A 12469-nucleotide genomic window follows, 5' to 3' on the forward strand; every position below is an offset into this window, starting at 1 on the left:
ACGCCTTCGTGGCGTCCAACATGCCTGCCCCCGAGGCCCGCTTCGCGTCCGAACGTTTCAGTGCCGACGCCCCCGAGCGGACCTGGGAGGAATGGAACCCCACAGAGGACTCCGTCCGCCCCGTGCGCGGAAAGCACCGTGTCATCAAGCAGCGCGGCGGAATCGCCCGCAGCTCCACGGTGCTCGGAGTCGGCGTCATCGCCGCGGTCGGCGCGGGCGGTATAGCCACCGCGCAGGACAAGCCTGCCGTCTCCATCTCCCTTCCCGATTCCATTGCGGACAAGCTCCCCGATGCCAAGTCCCTCCCCGGCGTGGGGTCCCTGCTCTCCGACGGCTCGGACGACTCCGACGGTGAGGTGCACGCAGCACCGCTCACCGCCGCGACCACGGTCGCCGACACGGGCGCCGGCGCCCAGGCCGCCGGCTCCGGCGAGGCCCTGCGCGCCCGGATCCTCCAGCAGGCCGAGCAGCAGCAGGCAGAGGCGGACGCCGAGGCCAAGGCGGCCGCGGAGGCGCTCGCCGCCGAGCAGGCGGCGGCCGCCGCCGAGAAGCAGCAGAGCGCGGCCGAGGCCAAGGCGGCCGAGGAGAAGCGGAAGGCCGAGGAGGCCGCGCGGGCGGCGGCGGAGGCTGCCCGTCTCGCGGAGCTCGCCCGGAGCTACTCCCTTCCCACCTCCTCCTACACGATCACCTCCACCTACGGTGAGTCCGGCGCGATGTGGTCCTCCGGCCAGCACACCGGCCTCGACTTCGCGGCGCCGACCGGCACCCCGGTCAAGGCGGTGCACGGCGGCACGGTCAAGTCCGCGGGCTGGTCCGGCTCCTACGGCTACCGCATCGTCCTCGAACTCGAGGACGGCACCGAGGTCCTGTACGCCCACCTCTCCTCGATGACGGCGAGCGCGGGCCAGCAGGTGTCCACCGGCGAGACGATCGGGCGCGTCGGCGCCACCGGCAACGTCACCGGCCCGCACCTGCACCTCGAGGTGCACACCGCCGGCGGCTCGGGCATCGACCCGATGGCGTGGCTGCGCGACAAGGGCCTCACGATCTGATCACTGCCCGGTACGGGTCGCACTGCCTCCCGTGCCGGGCACATCCATGTCTCCGGCAGCACTGGCGCACACCCCCCGACGCGAGGGCTGCCGGAATAGCCGGTACGGGCCCGGCCGTTGATCACCGCATGACTTCTCTGCGCACACTCGGTTCCTCCGGCCTGACCGTCTTCCCGCTCGCTCTCGGCGGCAACGTCTTCGGCTGGACGGCCGACGAGGCGCGGACCTTCGCCGTCCTCGACGCGTACACCGCCGCCGGCGGCAACTTCGTCGACACCGCCGACAGCTACTCCTCGTGGGCCCCCGGGAACGAGGGCGGTGAGTCGGAGACCCTCATCGGCAAGTGGCTCGCGGCGCGCGGCAACCGCTCCGACGTCGTCATCGCCACCAAGGTCGGCGCGCACCCCCACCACAAGGGCCTCTCCGCCACCACGATCAAGGCGGCCGCGGAGGAGTCGCTCACCCGGCTGGGCACCGACCACATCGACCTCTACTACACACACTTCGACGACCCGTCCGTGCCCGTCGAGGAGATCATCACCGCGCTCGACCAGCTGGTGAAGGACGGCAAGGTCCGCGCGATCGCCGCCTCCAACATCAGCGCCGAACGGCTCCGGGCGTCCCTGGACTTCTCCGAGCGCGAGGGCCTCGCCCGCTATGTGGCGCTCCAGCCCCACTACAACCTGGTCTCACGCCACACCTACGAGGGCGAACTGCGGGACACCGCCGCCCGCGCCGGGCTCGCCGCCGTCCCCTATTACGCGCTCGCGTCCGGTTTCCTCACCGGCAAGTACCGGCCCGGTGCCACGGTGGACAGCGCCAGGGCGCAGGGCGCGTCCAAGCACCTCGAGTCGGAGCGGGGACTGAAGGTCCTCGGCGCCCTCGACCGGATCGCGCAGGACCGTGGCGCCGAGATCGCGACCGTCGCCCTGGCGTGGCTGGCCGCGCAGCCGACCGTGGCCGCGCCGATCGCGTCGGCGCGTACGGCCGAGCAGGTGCCCGCTCTGGTGGCGGTCGCGGATCTGGCCCTGACGGACGGCGAGCTGGCAGAGCTGACCGCCGCGTCCGCCTGAGAACATGCCGCCGACTCAGTAGCGGTAGGGGTTGTAGCCGCTGTAGTCGCGGTGCGGCGGCGGCAGCGGCGTCCGGGCGGTCGCCTGGGCGGCGTACGCCAGCGAAGGCCCCGCCACGTCCCTGCGCTGCCACAGATGGTGCAGCAGCTCGTGTTCGCGCTCCACGAAGTCCGGGCCCGCCGCGCCGCGGTGGGCCCGGTGGCGCAGGAAGGCGAGCGTCGTCGCGAACGCCTCGTACTCCGCCACGGCGTGCCCTGCCGCCGGACCGTACGCGCGCCGGGCGAAGTCCCTGGCCACCGTGCGGGCCCGCATCGACGACAGGGCGCGGGGCTCGGCCGCCGACATCCAGCCGGCCGCGGCGTACGCCGGGAGCTCCTCGGAGATCGTGCGCAGCTCACGCTGGCGGGTCCATATCGACAGCCAGGTGAGCAGTGCGAAGGCCGGCACCATGAACGCCCCGTACACGGCGTAGAAGCCCCACGGGCCGAGCATCGACGCGGAGCCGTTCCACAGGGCGTGCATACCCATCGCGAGCGCCAGGCCCAGCAGCGGCAGCGCGATGCGCCGCAACCGCCGGTGTCGGCGCGCGCCGAGCGCGGCGACACCGAAGCCGAGGCCGGTGAGCACGGTGAAGAGCGGATGCGCGAACGGCGACATCACGATGCGTACGAAGAACGTCGCGGCGGTCACGGAGGCCAGGCCGGAGGTGCCTATCGCCTGGTCCTCTCCGAAGGCGCTGCCCAGATAGAGGATGTTCTCCGTGAAGGCGAAGCCGGTGGCGGTGAAGCCGGCGACCACGACGCCGTCCACGATTCCGGTGAAGTCCCGTCTGCGGAAGACGAAGAGCAGCAGGATCGCGGCCGCCTTCGCGCTCTCCTCGACGACCGGCGCTATCACCGTCGCGCCGAGGGTGTCGGCCGACGCCGGGTCGGCGGTCGCCGTCGCTATCCACCGGGTCGCGAAGGTGTTCGCGATGATCGCCACCAGGGCGGCGGCGAACGCGCCCCAGGCGAAGGCGAAGAGGAGGTTCCGCCAGGGACCTGGCTCCACCCGGTCGAGCCAGCGGAACGCCGCCAGCAGCAGTGGGACCGGCAGTGTCGCGAGACCGAGGCCGACCAGGAAGCCGTGGGTGCCGGTCTGCTCGCGCACGAGCACCAGGATCACCAGGGCGCACAGGGCGAGCAGGGTGATGACCGCACCGGCGCGGAACGCCCGGCTGCGCCAGATCCTCGACGCCGCCCGTGGCCGGTAGCGCCGGCGCGCGGGCGCGGGCACCTCGGTCAGCGATGCGTCGACATGTTCCTGTTCGCGCGCGGGCAGCACGGGGTGCGGCGGCACCGCCCGGCGCTGCGGGCGGTGCTCCGGTGGCTGCTGCGCGGACGGGTCGGACATCCGTCGACCCTAACCAGACGCACCGACAACTGGCGACGGCGCGTCCCGCATCGCGGGCGTCACCGCGCCGTTCACGCCCGGGTCGTGACCCGGCGGAACAGCAGATCGCGGACCTTGTGGCCCTTGTCCAGGCCCTGCCCCTCGAAGCGGGTCAGCGGACGGAACGCGGGACGCGGCGCGAAGCCGCCGTCCTCCTGGGTGTTCTCGAAGTCCGGATGGGCCGACAGCACCTCGAGCATCTGCTCGGCGTACGGCTCCCAGTCGGTCGCGCAGTGCAGGATCGCGCCCGGCGCGAGCGGCCGGGCGGCGAGGGTGAGGAACTCCGGCTGGATCAGCCGGCGCTTGTGGTGCCGCTTCTTCGGCCACGGGTCGGGGAAGTAGACCCGCATGCCGGTCAGTGAGCGGGGCGGCAGCATCTCCCGCAGCAGGATGATCGCGTCGCCGTTGGCCACCCGGATGTTGGACAGGCCGTTCCGTTCCGCGAGGGCGAGCAGGTTGCCCTGGCCGGGGGTGTGGACGTCGACGGCGAGGATGCCGGTCCCCGGGTCGTCGGCGGCCATCTGGGCGGTCGCCTCGCCCATGCCGAAGCCGATCTCCAGGACGACGGGCAGCCCGCCGAACATCTCCTCGAGGTCGAGCACCCGGTGCCCGTCGATGTCCAGGCCCCACAGCGGCCACAGCCGCTGCAACGCGTCCTCCTGCCCGGCGGTGACCCGGCTGCGCCGCGGCTGGAAGCTGCGGATACGCCGCTCGTGGTGCGATCCCGCCGGGTCGGCAGCGGGGCCGCCGGGGAAGCGCGGTTCGCTCTTGGCGCGGATGAAGTGGCGCGGGGCCTCGGGGCCGGGGACGGGATCACGGAACTCAGACACAGTGATGCCGATTCTACGAGGGCGCGAACGGGTGGTGCGCCGGCGTGGGTCGCGCCGGGGCCCGTGGGAGCGGTGAGGCCGCTCGGCGGCGCGGGCCGGTCCGCCTCCCGGTCAGCCGCCGGGAGGTTCCGGACGAGGCGGTGGCCTCGGATCCGGCCGTGTCACCGGGCGGTGCGGGGCGGGAGTGGCGTCCGCCCGCGGAGAAGGGGGCGGCGCCCCGTGTCACCGGGCGGTGCGGGGGCGCGAGGGTTCCAGTGCGGTGAGCGCGCGGCGGGCCACCTCGCGGCCGATGGGGAGCGACGCCGTGGCCGCCGGAGACGGGGCGTTCAGGACGTGCACCGTCCGCGGGGCCTCGCGGATCAGGAAGTCGTCGGCCAGCGTCCCGTCGCGCAGTACCGCCTGCGCGCGCACGCCCGCCGGCGCCGGGCGCAGGTCGTCCTCGGTCACCGCCGGCAGCAGTCGCCGCACAGCCGAGGTGAATGCCCGCTTGGAGAGCGAGCGGCGCAGCTCCCCGGCCCCGTACCGCCAGTGCCGGCGGGCGATGTGCCAGGAGCCGGGCCAGCCGAGCGTGCCCGCCAGCTCCAGGGGGCGGACGGCCGACCATCTGTAGCCCTCGCGGGCCAGCGCCGGGACGGCGTTCGGGCCGACGTGCACGCCGCCGTCGATGCCGCGGGTGAGATGGACGCCGAGGAACGGGAAGGCCGGGTCGGGCACCGGGTAGACCAGCCCGCGGACGAGACCGGGGCGGGCCAGGTCGTAGTACTCCCCGCGGAAGGGGACGATCCGCATCCCCGGGTCGTCACCCGCGAGCCGTGCCACCCGGTCGCAGTGCAGCCCGGCGCAGTTGACCAGCACCCGGGCCCGTACGACCGTGCCCGAGCGTGTCCGCACCGCGACCCCCCACGGGCGGCGGTCCACGGCGGTGACCTCCTCGCCGTAGCGGACGTCCGCACCGGATGCCGTCGCCAGCTGTGCGGCCACCGCCCCGTAGTCGCAGATGCCGGTCGTCGCCACATGGATCGCGGCGAGCCCGCGGACCTCCGGCTCGTACTCACTGATCTGCGCCGGGCCAAGCTCGCGCACCGGGATGCCGTTCTCCCGGCCGCGCTGGACCAGGGCGTGGAGCCGTGGGAGCTCGTCCCTGTCCGTCGCCACGATCAGCTTCCCGGTGACCTCGTGACCGATGCCGTACTCCGCGCAGAACTTGACCATCTCGGCGGCGCCGCGCACGGCGAACCGGGCCTTCAGCGAACCGGGCCGGTAGTAGATCCCGCTGTGGATCACTCCGCTGTTGCGGCCCGTCTGGTGCCGGGCGGGTCCCTGTTCCTTCTCCAGGACCGTCACCCGGGTGCCCGGGGCCGAGCGCGAGAGCGCGTACGCCGTCGACAGGCCGACGATGCCGCCGCCGACCACCAGCACGTCGCAGTCGAAGTCATGCCCGGACGCCCTCACCGCGTCACCTCCCACCCCGATAGTGCACTGGCCCGCTGACAACGCGCTCAAACCAGTCGGCACGCGGGAGACACGCCCGACTTTCCGCAGTGGAGCCGCCGCCCGCGTCCCGCCCGCGTCCCGGGCGTGCGTCAGGGGCGTCAGGCAGGTGTCATCAGGAGCGGGCGGGCCCTCTCCCGCAGCTCCATGACCCGCGGCTCGTCACCGTACGGCTCGAGCCGGTGCAGCAGGTCCCGTACGTACTCCGTGGTCCGCGCGGACGAGATCCGTCCCGCGACCTCCACCGCGCGGGTGCCCGCCGCGCACGCCGCGTCGAGATTGCCCGATTCCAGCTCCGCCACCGCGGACACCACGAGACGCAGCCCGTGCGAGCGCACGTACTCCTCCGTGGGGCGGGACAGCGCCTGCTCCGTGAAGCGCCGCACCTGCCGCGGGGCCTTCAGATCGCGGTAGCACTCGGCCGCGTCCGCCGCGAACCTGTCGTACGAGTAGAAGCCGAGCCAGGACGGGTCGCCGTCGCCCTCCCTCGATCTCTCCAGCCAGCCCTCCGCGGCCTTGAGCGCCGCGCCGGCGGCCGCCGCGTCGTTGGCCTTGGCGTGGGCGCGGGCCTCGACCAGCCGGAAGAAGCTCATGGTGCGGGCGGTGGCGAGGCCCCGGTTGCGCTCCAGCGCGGCCTGGGCCAGATCGACGCCCTCGTCGGCGAAGCCCCGGTACGTCGCCTGGAGCGACATCGAGGCGAGCACGTATCCGCCCAGCGGCACATCGGCGGCGGCGCGGGCCAGCCGCAGCGCCTGGATGTAGTAGCGCTGCGCGGCCTCCTGCTGCCCGGTGTCGAAGGCCATCCATCCGGCGAGCCTGGTCAGTTCGGCGGTCGCGCCGAACAGGGCCCGGCCCACTTCGTCCGAGTACGAGCCGAGGAGCAGGGGCGCCGCGTCGACGCGCAGGCACTCGGGGACCATCGAGGAGCGCCAGTCCCCGCCCCCGTACTTGGAGTCCCACCGGCGGGCGTCCTCCGCGGCCTCCCGGAGTTTCGCGACGTCGCTGTGGCCCACGCGGGCTGGCGTGTCGGCGGCGTCCGCGGTCTCGGGGCTGTCGGTCACCGCGCCGGCCTCCTGGGAACCGCCAGCGGGGTCGGAGGAGACGGACGAACCGCCGGTGACGTCGAACAGTCGCTCGACCGACGCGTCGGCGGGGGTTATCAGCCATCGGGACGCTGGCGTCGCGTAAGCGCTCACTGCGAACGATCCGGCCAGAGACTGCCAGATCCCCCCGCCGCCGGCCCGCCGGCCCGCAAGATCCAGTCGGTACAGCTCGGTGGCCGATTTCACCGCCTCGCCGACATCCCGCGGGAACGCCAGTCCCACCTCCGGGGCCGGGTCCGCGTCGGCCAGGCCGATCTCGTGGAGCGGCACCGGACGGCCCAGTTTGGCGCCGATGGCGGCCGCGATCAGGTGGGGTGCGGCGCCCTGCGGCACCATGCCCTTGGACACCCACCTGGCCACCGAGGTCTTGTCGTAGCGGAGGGTCAGACCACGCTGCGCGCCGAGGTCGTTGACCCGCCGCGCGAGGCCCGCGTTGCTGATTCCCGCGAGGGCGAGAACCGTGCCGAGCTTTTCGTTCGGCCCGCGTTGCTCCCTGGACATGCGCCACCCCTCGACACGCAGACGGCTGCCGCGCACGGCCCGCGCACGGCATTCGTGCTGGGTCCTCCCGGTTCGCGGCACCCCCCGTCCCGACCGGTCCCGGCTGCAAAATCGTGTGGCCGAGCCCTGCGGAATATGCGCGCCTGTGGAGAACAGCAGCAAACACAGCGTAGTTCGCCGCATCCCGACCGTTAAGGGGCCAACTTCCCTATGGCGGGATTGTTGTCCGTACGGGTGATCGCCGGTCCGCCCTCGTGCTCCCGCCGTGTGGCCGTGCGCCCGTCCGTGCGCTCTGGCCGGTGAAGGGCGGGAGCGCTTCCATGAGTGCTGCGTGGGTCGGCCCACTGCGTACTGGAACCAGTGGGCTGGGGGACACCGCCGCCTCAATCCCCGCGGGCGGCGGACAGGGCCCGGGAGGCGAACTGCGCCTCCCGGTCCGTGTGTTGCCGTCAAACGGCCACGCTGACGCGGCTCCGAAAATGGCCGAATGACGCCTGTCCGCCGCCCCTTCGCGAGGCTCGTTGGGACCTCTCACGGCGTCGAAGCCGGCTCCCCCACCGTCGGCAAATCGCCAACGCCGGTGCCGTTTTCCGTTTTTGCACGCGCTACCGGGAGCCCCTCGCGTGCGCCTCCTTCGTGGCAGCATGTTCCCGAACGGCTTCGGCGATGTCCGGCAATGTTGGGGAGGCGGCGATGCGGTGGCTGGTGGGGTGGAGCAGTATCGCCGCGAACTTCGGCACGGCGGGCGCCGTCGGAGCCTCCGAAGAGGGCCGCACGCTCCATCCCGTCGGGGCCCAACTCCTGTGGGGCGACCCTGACCCGCTGTGGGCCGTCGGGGACTGGCGGCCCGACGAGGTACGCGTCATCACCGCGGAACCGCACCAACGCCCTTACGCCACCCCGGGAAACGGCCAGGCGCCCACCGTGACCCGGCTAGCCGTCCTCGGCTGCTGCGCCGCCAGCGACGAACAACTGCGGGTCGGACTGTTCGCGGCGCGCGGCGGCGCACTGAGGCATCTGACCGCATGGGCGGGCAGCTACACCGTCGTCGTCCAGGTCGGCCGCCGCATCACCGTCGTCGGTGACCTCGCCGGCGCCCGTCCCGTCTTCTACACCCCCTGGGCGAACGGCACCGCGTACGCGACCGCCGCCCTCCCGCTGGCCGACCTCATCGAGGCCCAGCTCGACATCGGACACCTGGCCGCCCTGCTCGCCTGCCCGGAATCGCCGGAGGCGCTGCGCGACTCCACCCCGTACGCCGGGGTGAAACGCATCCCGCCGGGACACGCGCTGATCCTGCGGGAAGGTTCGCGGGAGATCACCGGCTACGAGCCGGTCGCCTCACTCGCCGTCGCCGCCCCGCAGGTCGAGGCCGCCCGCGCCATCGACGGTGTCCGCGACGCGCTCGTCGAGGCCGTGCGCGCCAGGCTGACCGCGCCCCGGCACGCGCCCGAGACCCTGCCGCCCGACCCGGGGCCCGTCCCCGGCATGGGGCCCGCCGAACGCCGCGCGGCCCGCGGCGCGCCGACGCCCGGGATCGGGTCCGACCTTTCCGGGGGCAGCGCCTCCAGCACCCTGGCCCTGCTGGCGGCCGGACTGCCCGGCGTACCGGGCACGGTCCTCGGGCACGGCACCGGCGCCGGCGAACGGCTGCTCGCCGTCACCTTCAACGACCTCGCCACCAGCGGACACGAGCTGCGGGAACCCGAGCTGGAACGGGCCCGCCTCATCGCCGCCAACCCACGACTGCACCATGTCGTGGTCGCCGCCGGCGAGGAGGGCCTGCCGTACGCGAACCTCGACTCCGGCCCCCTGACCGACGAGCCCGCGCCCTCCCTGGTGACGGCGGAACGCCACCGGGGGCGGCTGGCCGCCGGCAGCGCCGACCACTTCACCGGTACGGGCGCGCGACAGGTGCTGGACGCGCATCCGGCGCGGCTCGCGGACCTCCTGCTGGACAGGCGCAGACGGCACCTGCTGCGGCCGGTCACCGCCCTGGCCCGCTCCGAACGGCCCTCCCCGCAGTCCCTGTTCGTCCCGCTCACGGTGTACCGGGCGGCCCGCAAACTGGCCCGTACGCCCTATCGCACCGGCCTCGAAGCGGCCGCCGAAGACCTGCTGCTCGCCAACCGTCCCGGTCCCGCGCTGCGCAACGGCGCGGTGGGCGCGTCCCTGGCGGCCCTCGCGTGGTCCCGGCCGGGGCCCGCGGCGCGCTGGCTCACCGGGGAGGCGCTCGCAGAAGTATCGGTTCGGCTGACGGAGGCGGCGACCAGACCCACCTCTGTCCAACGGCCCGGCGAGACACGGGCACGGGCGGCACTCGCCCGCCACGCCTTCGACCACCGGATCCTGGAACAGGCCGCGGAGGTCCGCAGCCAGCGTCTGCACGCGCCCTACCTGGACAACCAGGTCGTCCGTGCCTGCCGGGACCTGCCGGAATCGCTCCGCGTCCAGCCGGGCGCGCGGGCGGCCGTACTGCGCACGGTCCTCGGCGGCGCCGGCATCCACGATCTGCCGCCCGGCTGGGGCTCCCCGACCCACGCCTCGTCCGCCGCGGCGGCCCGTACGGGTCTGCGGTCGGCGCTGCCGCACCTGATCGCCCTCTTCGACGCCCCGTTGCTCGCGGACGCGGGCCTCATCGAGGCCCGCGTCGTGCGCCGCGCGCTCAGGGCGGCGTCCGAGGGCGAGCCCGTGCCGCTGGACGGTCTGGCCGACCTGGTCTCGACGGAACTGTGGCTGCGGCGGCTGCTCTCGCGCCGGGGCACCTGCTGGACGGGCACGGCGGCCCCGCGGCAGCGCGCGGTGGCGGGCGGGGTACCGCGTCGGCCGACGCTGCAGTCGTAGCGGAGAGGGGCCAATTGCGGCCGCCTGCCCCTCGACGGGGCTGACACGCCCACCGGCCCCCACGCGCGATGCCTACTCACACGTGATGCGTGACTCCGCCCAGTCCGCCAGCGCCACCTGGTCCTGTGGGGTCTCCGGTTCCGCCACCAGGCGGAGGGTGGTGCGGCCGGCGATGGGCACGTGGACGGGGACCGCCGGTTCACCGCTGCGGACGACGGGGGAACTCCACAGCCGCGTCCCGTCCCCGTACACCGAGAAGCGCACCGCGCCCATGCCCAGGCCGCGCGTCAGGTCGTCGATGCCGACGAAGGCTTCGTACGTGGTGCACCGGCGGTTGAGGTCGATGGTGATGGACGACTTGGCGTGCACGGTCGCCCCGTGCGCGTACTGCGTGCCGCCGATGGACATGCTCGAGCGCTGCCAGAGCCAGCTGCTCTCGCCCAGCCGGACCTCCGGGCCCGTGTGGTCGCCGAAGGTCCCGTACTCCAGGCGGCTCACCTGGTAGACCTCGGGCGCGGGCGGCGGTGGTGTGGGAGTGGGAGTGGGCGTCGGCGTGGGTGTCGGAGAGGGCGACGGCTCGGGCGTGGGACTCGGCTTCGGCGGGGTGGGCCTCGGGGGAGCCGGCGTGGGCTCGGGCGCGGCCACCGGCTCGACGGCCGGCGCCGGGGGCGGCGGATTCGGCGCGGGCGGTGCCGGGGGCTCCGGCTCGGGCGCGGGCGGCGGTTCGACAGGCTGTGCCACCGGCGGCTTCGCCACCGGATCCGGGACCGGCTGCGGGTCACCGGAGAGTGCCCAGACCAGGCCGGCGGCCGCGACCGCGGCGACGGCGGCCGCGATGCCCACCTTCGCCGGTGCGCCGAGCGCTTCGCCCGCGGCTCCGCCCGACGCCCCACCGGAGGCGCCCCCGGTGGCGGCTGCCGCCGCTCCGGCTCCTGCGGCGCCCGCGGCTCCGCCCGCCACGATGCCCGCGGCCTTGAGGGAGTACCCCGCCGCGAACCAGCCGATGACCGCGACCGGCAGCAGCGCCGGAATGCCCGCGTTGACATGCGCCAGTTCACCCGCGGCGAGCCGGCACTTGACGCACTCGTCCAGGTGCTTGCGCAGCCCGCGCTCCGCCCGCATCCGCAGACCTCCACGGGCATAGGCGCCGAGCCGGTCCGCGTACCGCGCGCAGTCGCCGCCCGTGGTGAGCGCGGTGCTCACATGGGCCTGGAGGTAGGCCTGCTTGAGACCCTCGCGGGCCCGGCTCGCCAGCACCGCGGTCGCGTTGGCGGTCAGCCCGAAGAGCGGTGCGACGTCGCTCGGTGACTCCTCCTCGACGGTGGTGTGCCAGAGCACCGCCTGCCAGCGCTCCGGCAGGGACCGGAACGCCTGCATCGCGAGTGACCGTTCCGCCTCGTGCATCGCGCGTACGTCCGCGCCGAGGTCGAGGGTGTCCTCGTTCGACGCGTCCGCGCTGCGGGCCGCCTCAGTGGCGAACACCGCGAAGTCCTCGACCAGCTGCTCCCGCTTCGCGGTCTTCATCCAGTGCGCGGCGACGCGTCGGACCGTGGTGAGCAGGTAGGCCCGTACGGCTTGCTCGGGTCCGGCGCCGCCGCGCACCGCCTGGAGCGTCCGGGTGAACACCTCGGCAGTCAGGTCGTCGGCGGTGTCGGCATCCCGGCAGCAGGTGCGGGCATAACGCCGGACGGCGTCCGCGTGGCGGCGGAACAGCTCCTCGTAGGCGCTGTCGTCGCCGTCCCGCATGCGCAGAATCAATTCTGCGTCTGCCGGAGGCAGTTCGCGTGGGGGCGGAAGCACCGAGTCGTGGGAGCCGGCCTCCCGCTGCTGCGGGACCGCGTAGTGGTCCTGCTGCCCCGAAGGCACGGCGGACAGCGTCCTGGACCCGTCCGGCGTCCGACCCGCCGGGCCGGCCGACCCGGTCCCGCCAGGGGAAGGACCCCGGCCGCCCTGGCCGGGCACCTGGGAGGCGGACAGCTCGTCCGCCTCCCGCCCGGCCGCACCGCTCAGCGTCTCGTCCCGCCCGTCACCGCTCATCGCGGAAGCCCCCGTAAGCACCTACAGACCCGAACACCGGGCAAGCGTGCCACACGGACTCCCTACGCCGAACCCTCCCGTACGGCAACCACCCATCCGGGGAAACT

General features: G+C 73.9%; 8 protein-coding genes. 3 read left to right on the forward strand and 5 right to left on the reverse strand.

The annotated features are described in order from the left end of the window. The first annotated feature begins 8 nt into the window (after positions 1-8). The gene (locus tag SPRI_RS19595) at positions 9-1052 is read left to right on the forward strand and encodes a M23 family metallopeptidase (RefSeq protein WP_005315380.1); all 1044 of its coding nucleotides are present in this window, start codon (positions 9-11) and stop codon (positions 1050-1052) included. A 128-nt stretch (positions 1053-1180) separates the two neighbouring features. After that, entirely contained in the window at positions 1181-2125 is a 945-nt protein-coding gene (locus tag SPRI_RS19600) for an aldo/keto reductase (protein WP_053557135.1), read from the forward strand. Positions 2126-2140: 15 nt separating this feature from the next. Here the strand turns inward: SPRI_RS19600 and SPRI_RS19605 are convergent, their stop codons facing one another. The 4 genes from SPRI_RS19605 to SPRI_RS19620 form a co-directional block, all read right to left on the reverse strand. Further along, positions 2141-3517, reverse strand: coding sequence for a PrsW family intramembrane metalloprotease (locus tag SPRI_RS19605; protein WP_053557136.1), 1377 nt, complete (start codon positions 3515-3517; stop codon positions 2141-2143). 71 nt (positions 3518-3588) lie between these two features. After that, the gene (gene trmB / locus SPRI_RS19610) at positions 3589-4386 is read right to left on the reverse strand and encodes a tRNA (guanosine(46)-N7)-methyltransferase TrmB (protein ID WP_005315385.1); all 798 of its coding nucleotides are present in this window, start codon (positions 4384-4386) and stop codon (positions 3589-3591) included. 222 nt (positions 4387-4608) lie between these two features. Continuing rightward, a complete protein-coding gene (lhgO, locus tag SPRI_RS19615) occupies positions 4609-5838 on the reverse strand; it encodes an L-2-hydroxyglutarate oxidase (RefSeq protein ID WP_053557137.1) in 1230 nt (409 codons plus the stop codon). A 140-nt stretch (positions 5839-5978) separates the two neighbouring features. Beyond that, positions 5979-7481 (reverse strand): hypothetical protein, encoded by a 1503-nt coding sequence (locus SPRI_RS19620; protein ID WP_037776591.1) that lies wholly within the window; start codon positions 7479-7481, stop codon positions 5979-5981. A gap of 693 nt (positions 7482-8174) precedes the next feature. On the opposite strand from SPRI_RS19620, the gene SPRI_RS19625 reads away from it, so the two are divergent. Then, entirely contained in the window at positions 8175-10325 is a 2151-nt protein-coding gene (locus SPRI_RS19625; RefSeq protein ID WP_107082437.1) for an asparagine synthase-related protein, read from the forward strand. A 72-nt stretch (positions 10326-10397) separates the two neighbouring features. On the opposite strand, the gene SPRI_RS19630 is transcribed toward SPRI_RS19625, so the two are convergent. Further along, positions 10398-12362, reverse strand: a complete 1965-nt coding sequence (locus SPRI_RS19630; protein WP_053557138.1) for a sigma-70 family RNA polymerase sigma factor — start codon at positions 12360-12362, stop codon at positions 10398-10400. Positions 12363-12469: the final 107 nt, after the last annotated feature.

It is taken from the genome of Streptomyces pristinaespiralis (assembly GCF_001278075.1).
GTDB classification, from domain to species: Bacteria; Actinomycetota; Actinomycetes; order Streptomycetales; family Streptomycetaceae; genus Streptomyces; species Streptomyces pristinaespiralis.